The following is a 19,126-nucleotide window of genomic DNA, read 5'->3' as shown; positions in this document are numbered from 1 at the left end:
GGTTTCTTCGGTTGACCAGAGGCGATCGTAGAAGGAATCAAAACGGTTTCCTACTCCCTGCAAAACCATTCGCATGGGTTTATCGGGGACACTGACGAAGCCTTTGATGCGATAGATTTCTTGTTCCTGCACCATTTTTTGCAGGGTTTCTGTGAGGTTTTTTGGGTCGAAAGCGCGATCGCAGATTACTTGAACGGAGTTGATTTCATCGTCGTGATCGTGTTCTTCCTCGTGGTCGTGATGACTGGGACGATTCTCTAGATCGTCTTCTACGGCTGCATTAAACCCTAACAGGACTTCGGCAGTTATTTCTCCATCCCGACAAGGAACGATTTTGACTCCCGCAGGGACTTCTTTTTGCAGCCAGTTTTGTACTTTTGCTAACTCGGCTTCATCCACAAGATCGGTTTTGGTTAATAACACTAAATCTGCACAGGCCAATTGATCCTCAAATAATTCTTCGATGGGGGTTTCGTGTTCGAGGTTCGGATCGGCTTGTCTCTGGGCTTCTAAGGCATCTAAATCCCCCACTAAGGTCCCTAATGCCAATGCCCGACAATCGACCACGGTAATCACTCCATCCACTGTTGCACCATTGCGGATTTCGTGCCAGCGAAAGGCTTGTACGAGGGGTTTGGGTAATGCGAGGCCGGAGGTTTCCACGAGAATACAATCAATTTTATCCCGACGTTTCAGGAGTTCCTGCATGGTGGGATAAAATTCTTCTTGAACGGTACAACAGAGGCAACCGTTGGTCAGTTCGACAATATTGGCATCGGGGGTTTCGTCTTCGTCGCAAATTTGGCAGGAACGCAGTAAATCTCCATCAATGCCGACTTCTCCAAATTCATTGACGAGAACGGCGATTCTGCGCCCTTGATTATTTTGCAGCAAATTGCGAACTAATGTTGTTTTTCCGGCTCCAAGAAAGCCGGTAATTACGGTAACGGGTATTTTGTGCATGGTTTTCGGTGGGGATGATTTCTAAAAGGGTTAAAAAGAGGAATGCCGTACTCGATCTCGGAGAAGGCGATCGCAGTAACGGCATTAATTAATTGGTTTGCTGGGGACTACCCTAAAATGGCTGAAGAGAGGAAGGCTACACCAATGCCAGAAATGGTAAATCCGGCAAAGCGTAAGGGAAGAGAGGGTTGGTCGGCGATTTTTTTGAGGGTTAAGCGGGCAATTTTAAAGGCAGCAAGGGCAATCGCCAGTTGAATGAGGGCAAATCCAGCTAAATAGGCAATTAAGGGGGTCATTTCGGCTCCCACGATCGCCTCTCCATAAGCATAACCGTGAAAGAGTCCGGCGATCGCAGCACTTCCGGAAAGCCAAGCAAGATTTGGACTGTTTTTCAGGGAGAGTAACACACCAAAAGCTAACACTGAAGCGGAGATAATCAATTCTGGTGCAGGAAGATCGATCGCCAGGAGATGAAGTCCTGTTCCTGCCAAGGTTGCTAAAATAAAGGCAATGGGGAGAAAAATGCCTTGTTTTCCTTTTAAGGCTGCCAATAAGCCGATCGCCACTACAAAGGCAAAATGATCGGGACCAATGACTGGGTGTCCCATACCGGATAAAATTCCTTCTAAGAAATTTTGGGGAGTATTGCCACCAAATGGGTGATGGGCGATCGCGGGTTTTGCAGCCAGGAGAAAGAGGGCGATCGCGCTACCAATTAGCGAAATTCGCCCGATGGACGGTGATTTCTTGAATTTTGTCAAAATTGCTTCAAACACGATCTGTACCTCGCAAATGCGTTATTTTTTCTTAAGTTGGCGGGTATCCTGACTGAGAAACTTTACCTTGATTTAAGGACTCAGTTTCATCACAGTTGCGGGACAGTACCAGACTTGCACTGGTCTTTCCCCCTCGCGCCTAATGGCTGTTCCCCATCAGAACCAACTTAGCCCTATCAACTTAGCACGTTGCGATCGCTGCATAATTAATGTTGAGAAATATATTTTTTCATTCTTTGGGGAAAGGAGGAATTTTCACCCATTCACCATTCACTCTTACCAATTAATACTTATGAATGCTCGCTCTTTTTGCTTACGCTATTTATCTACACTGGGATGCTTTGGTTTAGTTTTTGGCGCGATCGCCTCTCCTGCTTGGAGTTTACCCGGTCAGCGCACGGAAACTGTAGCGGCTTGGATCGCCGGAAATCCGACGTTGCAGCCTTCAGATAGCGGTGATGGTTTAACAGTACGACGCACTGACACCGCAGCCCAACGTTTCGAGTTTCGCGCTTCTGTTTTGCCACCAGGTCGCATTAGTTTCTTAGGAAATCCTGGAATTATTCGCAGTGAAAATTTTTCCCTTTACGATTTAATTAATGGGGTTTCTCTACCGAGGTTAGAAGAAGCCTTGCGAGTTATTTATGGGTTGGATATTTATACGGATTATCAAAATGCACAAATTGTTCGCATTTATCCCTCTGCGGACACTTTGGAAATGTCTCGACGCTTAAATTTGCCTGGTTTGGGAGGAAGAGAAGGAGAATTGCGTTTGGGAATTCGCTTTGCTTATTGGATAGAGTTAACTAAAAATGAAGATAGCAGTTCTCATAGCGGACAAATGACTGTATTTCTCAAAGAAGATTTACCAAAAATGCTGAGAGAATTAGGTCAATAAAAAATAAAGTTTCTTAACTAGCGCTTTGCAAAACTTGTTCAGCAGTTAGAATGAGTTCGGGAAAAGTTGGGGAAATAATGCGATCGCCTCCTGCAAATTCTTCTGCATCGTATAATCCCTCTACTAAAGAACAAATCGTTACTCGCGATTCAAGGGGATCGACAATCCAATATTCAGGAATATTCAAGACGCTATATTCGGCACGTTTGGCGCGGCGATCGGTGCTTTTTGTCGAAGGACTGACAATTTCAACCACTAAAAAAGGCGGGGTTTCATTTAAGCGAATAACTGCTTCTCGATCTTGCAAATCTTGCCATTGTTCTTGATGAATGATTGTAACATCAGGAATGCGAACAGTATCAGTGCGATCGCCTCGAGGAGATTGAACCCCAATCGCCATTTGCTTAGAAACCCAGTGGCGATCGAGTCTTTCTATTTCTCGACGAAATTGAAAGTTTAAAAAATCAGCAATTTCGCCGTGTCGTCCACTAGGAAGCGCCATTTCTACTAATTCTCCATTAACTAATTCATAGCGAGTGTCTGTGCCATCGTCATAGTTGAGATATTCTTTAAGAATCAGTTTTTGGGTTGCTATTATCATGATTTTGAAATAAGATAAATTTACTCTTAAAGATTACCTTGTAAAATTTGTGCGGCAGTTAGAATGAGTTCGGGAAAAGTTGGGGAAATAATGCGATCGCCTCCTGCAAATTCTTCTGCATCGTATAATCCTTCTACTAAAGAACAAATCGTTACTCGCGATTCAAGGGGATCGACAATCCAATATTCAGGAATATTTAAGACGCTGTATTCGGCACGTTTAGCGCGGCGATCGGTACTTTTCGTCGAAGGACTGACAATTTCAACCACTAAAAAAGGCGGGGTTTCATTTAAGCGAATAACGGCTTCTCGATCTTGCAAATCTTGCCATTGCTCTTGATGAATTATTGTAACATCGGGAATGCGAACTGTATCAGTGCGATCGCCTCGAGGAGATTGAACACCAACTTCCCCTCGAAGTGTAATCCATTCTCTTGATAAGCGGTCATTTTCTGTATCATACATTCTTTCTAGGAACTTTGCGATCGCCCCGTGTCTCCCGCTAGGAAGTGCCATTTCTACTAATTCTCCATTAACTAATTCATAGCGAGTGTCTGTGCCATCGTCATAGTTGAGATATTCTTTGAGAATCAGTTTTTGGGTTGCTATCGTCATGGCTTTGGAATAATTGAAAGGGTCACTGCTATTATATTATTCTTTTTTGTAGAATGAAATAGCCCTAGTGCAACTATCGCTACTTTGCCAATCATAACAATAGCGCTATAATGATGAGTAGTTAGTGAGGGAATAGTAAGCAGTGCCTATATCTCTTTATCCTTATCTTCAAGCAAAAAAATGTATTTGTTTCATAATGAGAGACAAGCCTCTAGCATTCTTAGAAATTATCACCAAAAACTGGAAGCGATTGCTCGCGATCGACAACAACAAGATAGAATTATTAGCGATCGAGATTATCCAACAGAAGTGTTAATTCTTCGACCCCAACAAACCCAAGGATTACCCTTAGTTTTATTGGGTGGGATGGGACCGATCGCAGGTTTGGAAGGATTTAAGCAAGCAATTGCTTTATGTGGCGATTCCAGAGAAATTATTTTATTTCAAGCCTGTTTTCTTCCGGATCGAACAATTCCCATTCAACAAAACAGTATTGCTCTTAAGTGCGAACTTATAATGCTCTTAAAAATAGCAATTGAGAGGGCAGTTAAGATGGTCAGTTCTCCACATCAACCGATAGAAATAATCGTTTTATGCAATAGCGCTCATTATTTTTTACATCGAGTCTGGAAACAACTTAAAGAACATTCTCCCACTATCGCTCAACAATTAAAACATTATTCTTTGGTTGAGTCTACTTGCCAATATTTACAAGAACAAAATTTACGCTATCCTCTTATTTTAGGCACCGAGGGAGTCCGTTTAGGAAAAGTCTATTCTCAACCTTTAGAAAGTAGAGGGATTGCTTACAGCGAACCGAATCAATTATTACAAAATGCTTTGATGGATTGTATTTATGGTGGAGTGAAAGCACTCAATCGAGAACTGGCCTGTAAATTGGGAAAACAATTGCTACCCAAATTATTATCAAATCAAGGGAATATTGATTGCATTATTGCAGGATGCACAGAGATCGCTTATTTACTTCAATGGATTAAAGAAGATGGCGATCGAGAAATGATTAAAATGATAAATTCTTTGAACGTAATCGATCCAGTAAATTTAGCTTTACAGAGAACAATAAAAGAAAATCAGCCTAAAAAGTTATAGAGAACAGTGAAGTGTTAACCCAAAATAAAGATTTTTATTAAAATTGTCACAATATCATACAATGGCATGAAAATAGTTAATTAGTTCTATTTTGCTCTAGTATCTAAAAATACAAATTTTGCCATGATAGACCAATTGGATGTGCAACAAAAATCTATCACCCAAGCTAATTTTCTTGCCTTATTTTATTTGATCGTTGCTTGCTTGATTCTATCTACGGCTCCTATTGGTGTGAGATGGAGTGAACAAGAAATAAGCCCGATCGCGACGGTATTTATGCGTTTTTTATTTGCAACACTTGTTTTTGGAGTGGGAAATAGTTGGGATTTTATCCGAGCAGAAAAAATGAGCGATCGCCCAACAAATTATAAAATTTACTCTCTAAGAATATTATTACTTCTTCTCGGTGCGGGAATGTGTTCGACTGCCAATCAAATATTTTGGGCATGGTCTCTCGTGCAAACAAAGATTGGTATCTCTTCACTAATGCACAGTTTAACTCCATTATTTACAACTCTATTCGCTTGGTTATTTTTAAAGCGAAGTTTTGATCGTCAATTTCTCATGGGTATGGCGATCGCCATTGGTGGTTCGATCGCCATTGGAATTAGCGATATGCAGATGGCTACAATTCAATTGCAAGGCGATCTTTTCGCTCTATTGTCATCAATATTCTTCGGTGGGTATTTATTAATAGTAGAACAACTGCGCGTGCATCTAAGCGTTAGCAATATTCTTTTTTGGCGTTGCTTATTTTGTATTTTCTTATTACTACCCATTCTTTTGCTAAAAGGAGATCGTATTATTCCTTACTCTTGGTCGGGATGGTGGGCAGTTTTCTTTCTCGTTCTTGTTTTTGTTATCGGTCATGGAATGCTAACCAATATTCTCAAAATCTTTTCATCCAGCATTATAGCAGTCGCCTATCTACTAGAACCTTTCGGAAGTTCTCTACAAGCGTGGGTTTTTTTTGCGGAAAAATTGAGTATTGTAGAATGGATAGGCTTTGCGATCGTGATTTTTGGGGTTTATGTTGCTGTATCTAGTCCAAATCCAGAGATTAGCGAATAAATCCCCCATTATATCTCGATTATCATCGTTATTAGACGAGCCTACATGAAACAAACAACCCCTTCTTATTTTCTCTTTCACTATGACCGACTGTAATCAATCTTTTTCCTATCCTGTTACTCGTCAAGATGACCAAATTGATGTCTATCACGGCATTGAAGTCAAAGACCCTTATCGCTGGTTAGAAGACCCGAATACAGAAGAAACTCAAGCATGGATTGAAGCACAAAATAAAGTAACTTTACCGTATTTAAAAAATATTCCTGGACGAGAAAAAATCAAAGATCGAGTCACACAACTCTGGAATTATGAAAAATATAGCAGCCCTTGGAAAAAAGGCGATCGCTATTTTTATGCTAAAAATGATGGCTTGCAAAATCAAAATGTTATCTACACCTTAAAAAACCTAGAAGACGAACCAGAAATCTTACTCGATCCCAATCAATTTTCTGAAGATGGCACCGTTGCTTTATCAGGTCTTTCCATCAGTGAAAATGGAGAATTTGCTGCCTATAGTATCTCGCGATCGGGATCGGATTGGCAAGAATGGAAAGTCAAAAATATTGCAACCCAAGAAGATTTACCCGATCTTCTCAAATGGGTCAAATTTTCCGGTGCGTGGTGGACAAATGATTCCCAAGGATTCTTTTATAGTCGCTATGATGAACCCAACGAAAAAACAAAATTTGAGGATATTAATTATTTCCAAAAACTCTACTATCATCGTCTCGGAACAGAACAATCAGAAGACACTCTTATCTATCATCGTCCCGATCGCAAAGAATGGGGATTTAGTGCCGATGTCACAGAAGATGGTCGTTATTTAATTATTCATATTCGCTTGGGTACAGATCCGCGCAATTTAATTTTTTACAAGGATTTAGAAGACCCAGAAGGAGAAGTTATCGAACTTATTTCTGAGTTTGAAGCGAATTACAATTTTGTTGATAATGACAGTTCTATTTTCTGGTTGAGTACCGATCTTGATGCCCCTCGAGGTCGTTTAATTGCGATCGATATTAACGATCCAGAAAAGAAGAATTGGCGAGAAATTATTCCTGAAAGTTCGGAAACTTTACAATCTGTTGGAGTTTTAGGCGATCGCTTTATTCTCAACTATCTTCAAGACGCTTATACAGCCATTAAAATTTTCACCCTTGAGGGACAATTTATCCGCGAGGTTGAATTACCCGGAATTGGTTCAACAAGAGGCTTTATGGGGAAAAGAGAGGACACAGAAACCTTTTATGCTTTCACCAGTTTTACAACACCCACAACAATCTATCATTACGATATCGTAACAGGAAAAAGCACGCTATTTCGTAAGCCCAAAGTTGATTTTAATTCCGATGAATATGTGGTCGAACAAGTTTTTTACCCCAGTAAAGATGGCACAAAAATCCCCATGTTCTTAACTTACAAAAAAGGAATAAAACAAGATAAAAATAATCCTACCTATTTGTATGGTTATGGCGGTTTTAATGTTTCTCTCACTCCTAGTTTTTCTATTGCTAATTTGATCTGGATGGAGATGGGGGGAATTTATGCAATGCCTAACTTGCGTGGAGGGGGCGAATATGGAGAAGAATGGCATCAAGCAGGAATGAAATTAAACAAACAAAATGTTTTTGATGACTTTATTGCTGCTGCAGAATGGCTCATTTCTCATCAATATACCTCAACAGAAAAACTCGCTATTGGTGGAGGCAGTAATGGGGGTTTATTGGTAGGTGCCTGCATGACTCAGCGACCCGATTTATTTGCAGCAGCATTACCCGCAGTAGGAGTAATGGATATGTTACGCTTTCCCGAATTTACCATTGGTTGGGCATGGTGTTCCGATTATGGTTCGCCAGAAAATGAGGAAGAATTTAAAGCATTATATGCCTATTCTCCCCTACACAATTTAAAACCAGGAACGAATTATCCTGCCACTTTAATTACTACTGCCGATCGCGACGATCGCGTGGTTCCTGCCCATAGTTTCAAATTTGCGGCCGCTTTGCAAGCATCCCATATTGGCGATCGCCCAGTGTTGATTCGTATTGAAACTAAAGCGGGACATGGTGCCGGAAAACCTACCACTAAAATCATTGAAGAAATCAGCGATCGCTGGGCATTTTTAAAGTCAATTTTACAGAAAGAATAGAGATTGATTATAATTGATTTAACGATCCATGTACCATTTTAGCCATGATTGCTACTCTCCCCGATCGCCAAACAGAAGCCAGTTTTGAACCCATTTTAATCGCGGAATTGACTTGGCGAGAATTTAAAGCAGTCGAACAACTTATCGATCGCCCTGGGGTTCGACTGTCCTTTTTAGATGGAGTCTTGGAGATTCACAAAATGCCCAGCAAAAGACATGAAACGATCAAAGAACGTATCGGTGCTTTATTAGAGATTTATCTAGAATCCTTGGGTTTAGATTTTACACCAACAGGATCGATGACTTTAGAAAGTGAGTCGGGACAAGTTAAACGAGAAGGAGATAAATCTTATGAACTGGGACCCGATCGAGAACAACCCGATCTAGTCATTGAAGTTGTTGTCACCAGTGGGGGAATTGATAAACTGGAGGCTTATAAACGGTTGAATATTCCTGAAGTTTGGTTTTGGATCGGCGATCGCTTATTATTGTATAGCTTGCAGAATGAGGGTTATGAAGCAATCTCTCAATCGCAACTTTTACCGCACTTGGATGTTAACTTATTCCAAAGCTGTATCGCAATGGAAAATCATCGGCGATCGCTGAGACAATTTCGAGATGAGATAAAATAATTTCTCTCAATTTTCAGGTGTAATTCCTTCTAATAAGCGTTCGTTCAATTCATCTAACGATCGAATAATGGCTTCGTTTGTTTCTTCTGGCGATCGCGGTTTAAAGAGTTCCTGAAAAGCCAAATCTAGGGTATTTGCCATCACAATTGTATTTTCATAGACAGCAATAACTCGCGCTAAAGTGGGAACGCTGTTTTGTTCTGCTTCTAAATATAAAGGTTCAATATACAAAAGGGAATTTTCAATGGGAATCACCAATAAGTTCCCTTGACTAACACGGGATCCTTGGGTATTCCAAAGAGAAATTTGCTGAGAAATTGTTGGATCTTGGTTAATTAAAGCCTCAATTTGACTGACACCAAATACTAACTTTTGTTTGGGGAACTGATATAATAATAATTTACCATAGCGATCGCCATCAGAACGCGCTGCCAACCAAGCAATTAAATTAGGACGGGCCCGAGGAGAATAAGGATGAAGTAAAATAAACTCTTCTTCTTCTTCCTCGGGTAAACGCATAATTAAATGATAGGGTTGTACGGGTAGTAATTCTTCCCCATAAATTTCTTGAGGAATTTGCCATTGATCCTCGCGATTATAAAATACTTTAATATCTGTCATGTGGTAGGTTAAAAGCTGTTCGGATTGAATACTAAAAAAGTCCGTTGGATAGCGAATATGTTCGAGTAAACTGGCTGGCATTTCTTCAAGAGATTTGAAGAGATCCGGGAGGATTTTTTGCCATGTTTGAATAATCGGATCGTCGGGGTTGGAAATGTAAAAATTAACCCTCCCGTTATAGGCATCAATGACAACTTTAACTGGGTTGCGAATATAATTAAATTCTCGTTTTCCTGGGTCGGAATAGGGATAGCGATCGCTGGTTGTATAGGCATCAACGATCCAATATAAATAGTTTCCAACTCTTGCAGATTCAGGCTCTCGAGTGTCGGCATTGACTAAATAAGGATCGCTATCGTAACGTAAAAATGGAGCAATTGTACGGATTCTACGATTAATATTGCGGCGAAAAAGAACTTTGGTGTCTGGGGTGAAATTTTGCGTAAATAGCATTTGCCAATCTTTAAGATATTCCGCAAAAATCAAACGCTTCCAGAAGGAACTCAAGGAAATTCCGGCAATCCCATCATAAGTATTTTGAGCATTATCTTGACCGCTAGGAAAATCTAGTTCCTGTACTCTTGTTGAGGTCATAATATAAGTATCGCTCAATTCTCCAAAGTAAATTCTCGGTTTACCAATGGGAATACTTCCCCGAATGATTTCATCCGCTAAACGAAGGGTTCCTCCTTCTTCTTTGGTGGCGATATCTTGGACAAAATAGACAGGTAAACCCCCTTTCGCTACTTTGTTAACCGGAGACAATGTAAAGCCGTAACCGTGAGTATAAACGAGATGCTTATTCACCCAAGTTTTAGCAACTTCTGGGACTTGTTTATAGTCTAATTCTCGAGCAGAAATCAAAACTTGTTGTTTTTGCGTTAATTGTTTTTGAGGAAGATCTTTCTGGCGAATTTGCATATTATAGCGATCGATATCGGCATCTTGAAAGCTATAATAAAGGCGAATTTCTTGTAATTGGCGGTTGGCTTCCAGGAGGGGACGAGTATCCCAGAGGCGAATATTTTCGAGGGTTAAATGATTGTTTTGTAATGTTTCCAGACTGAGATTATCTTGAGGATCGAAAGTTCTCGCATCGACGCGATCGAGGGCAAATGCGGCACGAGTTTCGGCAATATTCCGTTGTAGGTAAGGGGTTTCTCTTTCTAGTTCGTTTGGCTGTACATTAAGGGACTGGATCGCATTTCCAGCTATTTCTCCAGAAACGAAAATGACGAGGTAAAGAACTAGCAAAATGACCGTGAGAGGATGACGTATTTTAGTATGTCTGCGATCGCGTTGGAGATGATAAATACCGCGATAAAATAACCAGACGGCGATCGCCCCCGCAACTAGACCGGAAATAACTTCTACGGGGAGTTGCACGTGGAGATCCGTATAACTGGCACCATAGGTTACACCGCGAGTAGAATAAACTAATTTGATAACGGAGAGGGCGTGATAGAAGACAAGGGACAGCATGACTAACCCCCCCAAGATATCAATGTGGCGTAATTGTTGCTGGGAAAATCCAGGGAAACGACCTTGAGAGAGACTATCTCCAGACAGAAAATAAGTGAGGGAGCAAGCCGCCCAACCGTAGAGAAATAATCCACCTAACCAAAAATAGAGGAGTTCCCAAAAGGGCAAGCGAAAGAGATAAAAACTAACATCGAAATGATAAAGCGGATCTTGATGGTTAAAGGGGGTTGCGGCGAAAAATTCAAGGATTCTCGTCCAATTCCCAGCAAGGGTGAAGCCAAAAAGAAGACTGAGAAGGACGGCGATCGCAACACTATAAAAGCTATCGGCAAATAAAAACAAGAGTACCGAGGCAGCGATAACAATCCATTGTAGATGAATGCCCCAGCCTTGACCCAGACTTTCACTGAGAATCTTTCCGACAGCAGTGAGATCGAAAGGGGGCGGTAAAGGCGGGGTAACTTTTGCTAGGGTGAAATTGGGCTGCCAATAATTGAGGGCAATCTTGCTATAGTGAAGGACAATTAAGCCCGCTAAACTGCCCAAACTCAGTACCGATAAAAAGAGCCAGTTTAAAGACAGGGCAGCCCTTTCGGGAATAGGAGGAGAAGTATGGGGGACGATCGCCTTTTGGCGACTTTGCACAATTGATTCTGTCAGAGAGAGAGAAAGAGAAGATGCTATTTTCTGGCGCTTGCGCTGACGGCGATCGATACTATCGGGAGGGGGCGGATGTTTCAGCTTGTGGGCGAGGCGCAAATTGGCCAATAAAAAAATCGACGAAGTACCCGTGGCGATCGCCCACAAACTAGCTTGAGCTTGAAACCGAACCAGAAAAGCGCGAAGATAGTTCAGTTCGTTAAACCAAAGCACTTCAACAATGAAATGAGCAACGATATCGAATAGCAACCACGCGCCCAACAGACAGAGGATGATTTTAAAAAATAATTGAATTTGCTTGCTCATATTTGGTCGCCGATCGCCGATCGCTCAATAAATTACATCACGCCTCTTCTGCGTCTTCGACGACTTGTAGAAACATCATATTCCAAAGCCGTCCCCAGGGCGAACAAGACCCCCGCAAAAACATAAAAGACTTCCATTAAACCACCACTTTCATATTGTCCAGGTAAAGTTGTGACATACTTTAACCACATATCTGCAATATACTTGGCCAGCACCGCCGCCGCAATCATTCGCCACGATTGAGAAAAACGCCCTCCCCAAAATGCTAATAGTAGGGTAGAGGCAACGATCATCAGAGCGACATCGGCAACCGCGTAGAATAAATTCATCGGTTTGGCGAATACCTCCAAAAAGCGATCGGTGGCAACGATTATCCCAGGAAGTCCTTCATAAGCATCCTTTTCTACTTCCACTTCCACCTGTTCGATCGCCGCCCCAGTTCCCATTTCTTCCACCTCAGTATCATCTGCTGTTGCTGCATTTAACCACAGCGCAAAAGCGGTTCCCACGATCGCAATGATGGCGATAATTCCCCATTGTTTTAGTTCTAGGTTTAAACGCCTCGGCAAAACGGCCAACACCATCCCCCAACCCACACAAATTGTAAAACCCACATAGAATAAATCCGCAGGAGAAATTTCTGGATCTAAGCCAAAATAGAGTTCCCAAATTCCGAATAAAAAATTCGCAATAAAATAGGAGGCAAGTCCCAAACCAATAAAGAGCCATACTTCTCGCCCGCTTGCAATTTGGGGGCTTTTCCAGTTACGGTAGCACAACCATGCAGCCAAAGCATAAGGGATCGTTTCCAGAAGATAAGTTCCTAATGAATACCACAGAGGACTGTCTTCTCCAGGAAGTGTAATACTAAAAGAGAGGAAAAAGAAAATAGTGAACGCCGACCAAAGAAGACCGGCAAAAATAATATTCTGCCCTGTTAGTAAATTTGTAAATATAGCAAGTTTGTTGACAGGTTTATTCATATTTTTAATGATTAATGAACAATTATCATTGTTCTTGAAGTTGTTGAATCATTTTATCTAATTTTGCCTGATGTTCGCATTTGAACCCCATTTTTAGCCATGCTTGCAGATCCACTGACTTTAAGGGCAGAACGCGATCGCACTGAGGAGAGGGGACAACCGGGCTAATGAGCGCCCAAGCCAAACTGCGGGTAACATCAAGAATAGTTTTGAGCCAAAACTCCCGATTTCCTGGAACTCCTGTTTCTGTTGCAATATCCAAGTCTACCCAAATTTTGTGAACCCCTAGATGGATGCGTGCCATCCAAAGCGATCGCGGTAGATGAGTCTTGGAGGTAATCAGTTTAATATGTTTGACCCCCCAATCCTTTAAAATGGGGGTCGTGTAATAAAAGTTACCAAAAGTATCTTTCGCGCATTTCTCCAGGCAAACACTCTCCATTGACGCATTCGCGCGATCGAAAATTAACCAAATACACGGATCTCGAGAACCATTGGAAATTAAAATCTTGGCATCGGGATAACTTTTACTGAGTTCTGCGACATAGATTTCCCGGCGAATGCTGCCCCCTAATACTAGCAAGGCTTCTACTGGATGAGAAGCAGCGAGATATAACTGTGAGGATAAAACCAGCAGCCAAATCAGAAACAACCCCAGAAAAATTTGCCCCAGCCGTTTCAATGGTTTCCCAAATTTCATCGATTTATATCCGTCCCTATTATATTATTAACGAATGGGATTGTGTACGGTGACTAATTTTGTGCCATCGGGAAAAGTCGCTTCAACTTGTACTTCCGGAAGCATTTCTGGAATCCCCTCCATGACCTCATCGCGATGGAGTAGAGTTGTTCCATATTCCATCAGTTCGGCGACGCTACGCCCCTCTCTAGCCCCTTCGAGGATTGCCGCAGAAAGATAAGCCACAGCTTCAGGATAGTTGAGTTTGAGTCCTTTTTCTTTGCGTCGTTCGGCGAGAAGACCTGCCGTAAAGATTAAGAGTTTAACTTTCTCTTGGGGGGTAAGCTGCATAATTCAATAAATAAGGAATAACTTTTTAATTATCAATTATGAATGAACAATTATCAATAAACACCGCCAATTCATTGTCAGTTCATTATACGAGAAAACGACCTAGTTTCGCGATCGCCTGAATGGGTATTGGAGAACACAAAGTCAATTAAGGAAAACCGCGATCGAACTCGCGCACCTCAATTTTTTGTGCTTGTAAGAGAGTTTGCAAAACTTTCATGGCTTGCTTGGGTTTGCCTTCGCCACAGAAGAACAAATCTACGGCAAAATAACCATATTCGGGCCAAGTATGAATGGCAATATGAGATTCTGCTAAAGTTGCAGTTGCTGTAACACCGTGCGGACTAAACTGATGAACGCATAAATCAATAAGCGTTGCTTCTCCAGCCTCAATTGCTGCCAGTAAAGCCTGGCGAATTAGTTCGGGGTTGTTAAGATATTCTTGGGGGGCTTGCCAAGCCTCCACGACTAAATGAGTCCCCATTTTTTGGATCATTCTGACTGATTCTCCTTTACCAACAGATCAAAATCATTATACTGATTTTAAGGATATTCGAGAAATCGGAGTAGAAAATTTTCTTTATATTCAGAAGGCTGAAATAAAACGATAAAAATATCATTAACTACAGCAATAAATCTTAACGTTTCTTCAGGAGCAAATGCGGTTAAACCCACGTATTTTTGACTGGGATATGCCGAAATCTGAATTGTCATTGAATCTGTTGCTAAGAGGTTATCAGTTTGGAAAGTTGCAATTTTACAAAGCTCTTCTTTGTATTGACTTTATCACAACCTCCTAATTTATAGCAAGTTAAGAAATATTACTACTTTCTTGGGAGAGAATATGAAAAAAACGCCAGATTAAAATTCCTGTTGAGATTATCATTGTCAGTGTTAATGCGAACCAGATACTCCTTGCTCCCAAATCTAAAATAATAGCCATAAAATAAATACCTCCTACGCCAATACCCCAATAAATACTAATATCTATCCACATAGGAATCAAAGTATCTTGTAATCCTTGTAATGCGCCGATTACGATTAAATGTAAGCCATAAATACTTTGACAAAATGCAGCAATTGCTAGTAAAGAAATGGAAATATTAACAATTTCAGTGTAGTCGATGCTAGAGCTATCTAAATAAATCGAAATGATTTGTGGGGAAAATAACCAGATCGCAACAGCGAGAATTCCTGTTACTATAGCGTTCAAAAATAAGTCAATTAATAAAGAATTTTTGATGCCTTCGATATTGTTTAATCCGAGTCTTTGTCCAACCCGAACGGTAGTAGAATAGGAAAATCCAAAGGGAATAACAGTTGCCAATTCAAAAACAGAGAGGGTAATTTCATGAGCCGCTAAATTTGCTGTTCCTAAATAGCCCATGAAAAATGCAGCTAATATAAACAGTCCTAACTCTGCACCAAATTCAATGGCAAGAGGAACACCAATTTTTATGATTTTTGCAAATAGATCGCGATCGCTATACCAAAGCGAGTTAAAAAGTTGATATTTTTGAAAATCTGGGTGAAACTGCATATATCCTAAGATCGTGAAAAAAGTCAGAGTAAATATTATCGTACTTGCCCAACCTGCCCCTGCTAATCCCAAGGCTGGAAAGCCCCAATGACCAAATATAAGAGCATAATTGGCTAAGGCACTTAACGGAACAGAAATTGCTGTAATAATGGTAATAAACTGAGGGCGATCGCAAGCCGTTGCTACTTCTTTTAAAATAACAATACCCAGTGCAGAAGGAAGTCCCCAAACAATGGCTTGTAAATAAATTTGGGCACCGCGAGCAATCGTTTCTTCTTGTCCCAATAGAGGTAAAATAGAACCAAGATGCCATAAAACAACCATCATGGGTAAAGAAAAAAACAGATTGAGCCAAAGTCCTTGAATTGTCAGTTTGCGAATTTCCTCAATATCTTCTCGAGCAAAGGCTTCTGCTGTAAGTGCGCCCAATCCTTCACATAAACCTGTACCAATATCAATAAACATATAAAGTGCAATTACTCCTAATCCACCTGCCGCTAATGCCTCACTTCCCAACCATCCCATCATAACCAAATCGATAAAGCCGATCGCCTTTTCCGCAAATTGAGTTAAAATTGAAGGGATTGCCAATTTAAGAGAACTTTCTATTGGGTGCATTTCAAATTTGTAAAAACATCATGTTGGCAAAAACAGTCCTTACGAAATTGTTTCTATGTCTTCGTTTCTATGTCTTCAAATATTTTCAGTTCATCTTACCACGATTCAGGTATTCTTGCACAACTGAGATGCACTCTTGACAAAACCCCTATTTTAATAATATATTGGCATCCTTGGTGTTCTTTTTTGTATTTATTATGTTGTGTATTCGTGGTGAAGTTCGCCCGTCATCCATAGCTAAAGCTGGACAAGGCTTGTTTACTTTGGATTTTTTACCTAAAGGTAAAATTGTTATTATTTATAATAGCAATCCAGGCGATCTCATTATTGATGAAAAATCATATCTGGAAAAGCATCCCGATCCAACCTCAGAAGAGTGGGATATCTTTGTCAAGTTAATCGGTTCTTACTATATTGGCAACTACGACCATAAAAATCTCGAAGATTATATCAATCATTCTGATTTCCCTAATCTTTTGTATCATTGTGGCATATTTATAGCCGTCCAAGATATTGAAATAGGAGAAGAATTAACTGTGGATTATCGTTATTTTCTCAAAGAAAATGCACATGAAATATTTAAAATTAATGGCAAGCCAATAATTGGCTTATCAAATAAGGAATCCTTATTGCGATCGTCTCAAAAACTAATTGAAATTTTAGAGAGTGTTGATGATTTATCCTAGATATTGCGATTGAGATATATTTGGCGATCGCATTAACATAACCAATTCAGGATCGGGATAGTTAACTTGGACGATAGAAACATAACTGCGATCGAGCCGATAATAAATTTTAAGTGATTTTATAAACGAGAAAAGAAACCCAGTTATCAGTCTTGCGATAAAATTGGAGGACTGATAACTGATGCCCGATAACTAAAATAGTTGACTCTTGACAGACTGCCATTAACAATTAGCAAAGAACAATTAAAAAAAAAGCAACATGAAAATTTTATTCGTTGCCGCCGAAGTTGCGCCATTGGCCAAAGTTGGGGGGATGGGGGATGTAGTTGGGGTATTGCCCAAGATTTTACGCAGGATGGGGCATGACGTGCGAATTTTCATGCCCTACTATGGTTTCCTCAATAACACCTTGGATATTCCCAAAAAACCCCTGTGGTGGGGAAATGCCATGTTTCAGAAATTTGCCGTTTATGAAACTATATTTGATGGCGATGTTCCCCTCTATCTTTTCGGACATCCTTCTTTCGATCCCAACCGCATTTACTACGGAGACGACGAAGAGTGGCGCTTTACCTTCTTTGCCAACGGTGCCGCCGAATTTGCTTGGAATTATTGGAAACCCGATATTATTCACTGTAATGATTGGCATACCGGCATGATTCCCGTCTGGATGCACCAGACCCCCGATATCAAAACTGTTTTCACCATTCATAATATTGCCTACCAAGGACCCTGGCGTTGGAAACTAGAGCAATTTGCGTGGTGTCCGGAGTATATGCAGGGTCACAATACCATGTCTGCTGCCATTCAGTTTGCCGATCGCGTTACCACAGTGTCCCCCACCTATGCCCAACAAATTCAAACTCCTGCTTATGGGGAACAACTGGATGGGTTAATGTCTTTTGTCAGTGGCAAGTTACGGGGAATTCTCAACGGGATTGATATCGATCGTTATAACCCAGAAACCGATCGCTACATTGTTGAGAATTTTAACGCTGATAGTATCGAGAAACGCCAAGAAAATAAAATTGCCCTACAAGAGGAATTGGGTTTGGAAATCGACCCCAGTAAGTTCCTCATTGGCATGGTGACGCGCTTAGTGGAACAAAAAGGCATCGATCTGCTCATGCAAGTGATGGATCGCTTTCTTTCTTATAGTGACGCGCAATTTGTGCTTTTGGGCACCGGCGATCGCTACTACGAAACCCAAATGTGGCATTTGTCCTCTCGCCATCACCGTCGGGTTTCGGCACAAATTCTCTACAATGATGGGCTATCTCGTCGTATTTATGCGGGAACCGATGCCTTTTTAATGCCCTCTCGCTTTGAACCTTGCGGAATTGCCCAAATGCTGGCCATGCGTTATGGTTCTATTCCCATTGTGCGCCGCACGGGAGGATTAGTCGATACGGTTACTCATCACGATCCCGTTAATGGGGCAGGGACGGGTTACTGCTTCGATCGCTATGAACCCCTTGATTTCTTCACCTGTATGGTACGAACATGGGAAGGCTATCGTTATACAGATACGTGGAAAACCTTACAAAAACGAGCCATGTCTCAGCGATTTAGTTGGGATGATTCCGCCCGAGACTATATCAAACTGTATCAGGAGATGTTGGGGATTCCTACTGAACAAACTCTTCCCGAAGCAAAAGTCGGGATGGGGATGACTGGGACTCCCTCTTATTAAGACTTGATATTATACCAAATCCAGTTACCGTAGACTATCATCATCCGATCGCCTGAAACCCTGTCCTGAAACCCTGTAGGGACGTTGCATGCAACGTCCCTACAGGAAGATATGAGAATATATTCTCAGCAAAGCGGATTTGGTCTTAAAACTAGCGCGGGATGTGGTTTTATGTCGTGGATTTGGCTGTTTCTCGGAAACCAAAAAGGGTGCGGTTCTAAACTGCACCCTTTTTGGTTTCCATTAATTCGACTTCAAAGAAGCCATTGAAAGTATATGTCTTTGTTGGGATTCGCTAACCTAACAAAGAGTTTCCATTAATTCGACTTCAAAGAAGCCATTGAAAGTACCAGAAAGCCACTGGGCAGACGCGGACGCGGTTGTTTCCATTAATTCGACTTCAAAGAAGCCATTGAAAGTTGTCGAGTCTCAAGTCATCCCTTGGGGCGGGTCGGTTTCCATTAATTCGACTTCAAAGAAGCCATTGAAAGTTGCAGATTTCTGCTACATAGGGATATACCGAGGATTGTTTCCATTAATTCGACTTCAAAGAAGCCATTGAAAGTTCCGTTATGGGTCTCTCGACTTATTACGATGTAGAGTTTCCATTAATTCGACTTCAAAGAAGCCATTGAAAGACCGCCAGGCACAATCCAGCACCAGATAAGGTTTCTGGAAGTAGATTTGGCAGCA

Annotated in this window: 18 protein-coding genes, 1 CRISPR repeat array and 1 riboswitch; of the genes, 7 read left to right on the top strand and 11 right to left on the bottom strand. The window is 41.1% G+C overall.

The features are described 5' to 3' along the window. Both cobW and VB714_RS10950 read right to left on the bottom strand, forming a co-directional pair. Positions 1 to 963, bottom strand: a 963-nt coding sequence (gene cobW, locus VB714_RS10955) for a cobalamin biosynthesis protein CobW (protein WP_323224018.1), incomplete at its 3' end; no start/stop codon positions are given. A 107-nt stretch (positions 964 to 1,070) separates the two neighbouring features. Continuing rightward, positions 1,071 to 1,739 (bottom strand): HupE/UreJ family protein, encoded by a 669-nt coding sequence (locus tag VB714_RS10950; protein ID WP_323224015.1) that lies wholly within the window; start codon positions 1,737 to 1,739, stop codon positions 1,071 to 1,073. A 20-nt stretch (positions 1,740 to 1,759) separates the two neighbouring features. Then, positions 1,760 to 1,921, bottom strand: a riboswitch (cobalamin riboswitch). A 110-nt stretch (positions 1,922 to 2,031) separates the two neighbouring features. Here VB714_RS10950 and VB714_RS10945 point away from each other — a divergent pair. Next, positions 2,032 to 2,637, top strand: a complete 606-nt coding sequence (locus VB714_RS10945) for a hypothetical protein (protein ID WP_323224012.1) — start codon at positions 2,032 to 2,034, stop codon at positions 2,635 to 2,637. Positions 2,638 to 2,650: 13 nt separating this feature from the next. Here VB714_RS10945 and VB714_RS10940 read toward each other — a convergent pair whose 3' ends face one another. Further along, positions 2,651 to 3,238: a Uma2 family endonuclease gene (locus VB714_RS10940; RefSeq protein ID WP_323224010.1), complete on the bottom strand. Its 588-nt coding sequence runs from the start codon at positions 3,236 to 3,238 to the stop codon at positions 2,651 to 2,653. Between the two features lie 26 nt (positions 3,239 to 3,264). Continuing rightward, positions 3,265 to 3,852, bottom strand: coding sequence for a Uma2 family endonuclease (locus VB714_RS10935; protein WP_323224008.1), 588 nt, complete (start codon positions 3,850 to 3,852; stop codon positions 3,265 to 3,267). 180 nt (positions 3,853 to 4,032) lie between these two features. On the opposite strand from VB714_RS10935, the gene VB714_RS10930 reads away from it, so the two are divergent. The 4 genes from VB714_RS10930 to VB714_RS10915 all read left to right on the top strand — a co-directional run bounded on the left by VB714_RS10930 (position 4,033) and on the right by VB714_RS10915 (position 8,814). Beyond that, a complete protein-coding gene (locus VB714_RS10930; protein ID WP_323224006.1) occupies positions 4,033 to 4,962 on the top strand; it encodes an aspartate/glutamate racemase family protein in 930 nt (309 codons plus the stop codon). A 123-nt stretch (positions 4,963 to 5,085) separates the two neighbouring features. Further along, positions 5,086 to 6,033 carry a DMT family transporter gene (locus VB714_RS10925; protein ID WP_323224004.1) on the top strand — a complete coding sequence of 316 codons (948 nt, stop codon included), beginning with the start codon at positions 5,086 to 5,088 and terminating at the stop codon, positions 6,031 to 6,033. Between the two features lie 82 nt (positions 6,034 to 6,115). Continuing rightward, positions 6,116 to 8,182 (top strand): prolyl oligopeptidase family serine peptidase, encoded by a 2,067-nt coding sequence (locus VB714_RS10920; protein ID WP_323224003.1) that lies wholly within the window; start codon positions 6,116 to 6,118, stop codon positions 8,180 to 8,182. A gap of 44 nt (positions 8,183 to 8,226) precedes the next feature. Then, the gene (locus VB714_RS10915) at positions 8,227 to 8,814 is read left to right on the top strand and encodes a Uma2 family endonuclease (RefSeq protein WP_323224001.1); all 588 of its coding nucleotides are present in this window, start codon (positions 8,227 to 8,229) and stop codon (positions 8,812 to 8,814) included. A gap of 6 nt (positions 8,815 to 8,820) precedes the next feature. On the opposite strand, the gene VB714_RS10910 is transcribed toward VB714_RS10915, so the two are convergent. From VB714_RS10910 to VB714_RS10880, 7 genes are all read right to left on the bottom strand, one after another. Then, positions 8,821 to 11,883 (bottom strand): UPF0182 family protein, encoded by a 3,063-nt coding sequence (locus tag VB714_RS10910; protein WP_323223999.1) that lies wholly within the window; start codon positions 11,881 to 11,883, stop codon positions 8,821 to 8,823. 32 nt (positions 11,884 to 11,915) lie between these two features. Beyond that, the gene (locus VB714_RS10905) at positions 11,916 to 12,866 is read right to left on the bottom strand and encodes a hypothetical protein (protein ID WP_323223997.1); all 951 of its coding nucleotides are present in this window, start codon (positions 12,864 to 12,866) and stop codon (positions 11,916 to 11,918) included. Positions 12,867 to 12,891: 25 nt separating this feature from the next. After that, entirely contained in the window at positions 12,892 to 13,566 is a 675-nt protein-coding gene (locus VB714_RS10900) for a YdcF family protein (RefSeq protein ID WP_323223994.1), read from the bottom strand. Positions 13,567 to 13,593: 27 nt separating this feature from the next. After that, positions 13,594 to 13,896, bottom strand: coding sequence for an urease subunit gamma (ureA, locus tag VB714_RS10895; RefSeq protein WP_323223992.1), 303 nt, complete (start codon positions 13,894 to 13,896; stop codon positions 13,594 to 13,596). 148 nt (positions 13,897 to 14,044) lie between these two features. After that, a complete protein-coding gene (gene speD / locus VB714_RS10890; protein ID WP_416309652.1) occupies positions 14,045 to 14,389 on the bottom strand; it encodes an adenosylmethionine decarboxylase in 345 nt (114 codons plus the stop codon). A gap of 50 nt (positions 14,390 to 14,439) precedes the next feature. Beyond that, positions 14,440 to 14,610: a hypothetical protein gene (locus VB714_RS10885; RefSeq protein ID WP_323223988.1), complete on the bottom strand. Its 171-nt coding sequence runs from the start codon at positions 14,608 to 14,610 to the stop codon at positions 14,440 to 14,442. Positions 14,611 to 14,707: 97 nt separating this feature from the next. Further along, complete coding sequence (locus tag VB714_RS10880; protein WP_323223986.1) at positions 14,708 to 16,054, bottom strand: MATE family efflux transporter; 1,347 nt, start codon at positions 16,052 to 16,054, stop codon at positions 14,708 to 14,710. Between the two features lie 197 nt (positions 16,055 to 16,251). Here VB714_RS10880 and VB714_RS10875 point away from each other — a divergent pair, with 197 nt between their 5' ends. Next, positions 16,252 to 16,740 (top strand): SET domain-containing protein, encoded by a 489-nt coding sequence (locus VB714_RS10875; protein WP_323223984.1) that lies wholly within the window; start codon positions 16,252 to 16,254, stop codon positions 16,738 to 16,740. A gap of 259 nt (positions 16,741 to 16,999) precedes the next feature. Beyond that, a complete protein-coding gene (glgA, locus tag VB714_RS10870) occupies positions 17,000 to 18,433 on the top strand; it encodes a glycogen synthase GlgA (RefSeq protein ID WP_323223982.1) in 1,434 nt (477 codons plus the stop codon). 236 nt (positions 18,434 to 18,669) lie between these two features. Beyond that, positions 18,670 to 19,071: direct repeats of the CRISPR family, unit length 37 nt; unit sequence GTTTCCATTAATTCGACTTCAAAGAAGCCATTGAAAG. Positions 19,072 to 19,126 lie beyond the last annotated feature (55 nt).

Origin of the sequence: Spirulina sp. 06S082 (assembly GCF_034932145.1) — a bacterium.
In the GTDB taxonomy this organism is placed as follows: domain Bacteria; phylum Cyanobacteriota; class Cyanobacteriia; order Cyanobacteriales; family Spirulinaceae; genus CCY15215.
The sequence above is the reverse complement of the archived record's forward strand: the minus strand, read 5'-3'. Positions and strand labels throughout refer to the sequence as shown.

Excerpts from the sequence above, each read along its gene's own strand:
- ureA (WP_323223992.1), bottom strand. The coding sequence starts at position 13,896 with ATGCAGCTTACCCCCCAAGAGAAAGTTAAACTCTTAATCTTTACGGCA.
- VB714_RS10920 (WP_323224003.1), top strand. The coding sequence starts at position 6,116 with ATGACCGACTGTAATCAATCTTTTTCCTATCCTGTTACTCGTCAAGAT.
- VB714_RS10930 (WP_323224006.1), top strand. The coding sequence starts at position 4,033 with ATGTATTTGTTTCATAATGAGAGACAAGCCTCTAGCATTCTTAGAAAT.
- VB714_RS10880 (WP_323223986.1), bottom strand. The coding sequence starts at position 16,054 with ATGCACCCAATAGAAAGTTCTCTTAAATTGGCAATCCCTTCAATTTTA.
- VB714_RS10925 (WP_323224004.1), top strand. The coding sequence starts at position 5,086 with ATGATAGACCAATTGGATGTGCAACAAAAATCTATCACCCAAGCTAAT.
- VB714_RS10900 (WP_323223994.1), bottom strand. The coding sequence starts at position 13,566 with ATGAAATTTGGGAAACCATTGAAACGGCTGGGGCAAATTTTTCTGGGG.
- VB714_RS10905 (WP_323223997.1), bottom strand. The coding sequence starts at position 12,866 with ATGAATAAACCTGTCAACAAACTTGCTATATTTACAAATTTACTAACA.
- VB714_RS10910 (WP_323223999.1), bottom strand. The coding sequence starts at position 11,883 with ATGAGCAAGCAAATTCAATTATTTTTTAAAATCATCCTCTGTCTGTTG.
- VB714_RS10940 (WP_323224010.1), bottom strand. The coding sequence starts at position 3,238 with ATGATAATAGCAACCCAAAAACTGATTCTTAAAGAATATCTCAACTAT.
- VB714_RS10885 (WP_323223988.1), bottom strand. The coding sequence starts at position 14,610 with ATGACAATTCAGATTTCGGCATATCCCAGTCAAAAATACGTGGGTTTA.
- VB714_RS10945 (WP_323224012.1), top strand. The coding sequence starts at position 2,032 with ATGAATGCTCGCTCTTTTTGCTTACGCTATTTATCTACACTGGGATGC.
- glgA (WP_323223982.1), top strand. The coding sequence starts at position 17,000 with ATGAAAATTTTATTCGTTGCCGCCGAAGTTGCGCCATTGGCCAAAGTT.
- VB714_RS10875 (WP_323223984.1), top strand. The coding sequence starts at position 16,252 with ATGTTGTGTATTCGTGGTGAAGTTCGCCCGTCATCCATAGCTAAAGCT.
- VB714_RS10915 (WP_323224001.1), top strand. The coding sequence starts at position 8,227 with ATGATTGCTACTCTCCCCGATCGCCAAACAGAAGCCAGTTTTGAACCC.
- VB714_RS10935 (WP_323224008.1), bottom strand. The coding sequence starts at position 3,852 with ATGACGATAGCAACCCAAAAACTGATTCTCAAAGAATATCTCAACTAT.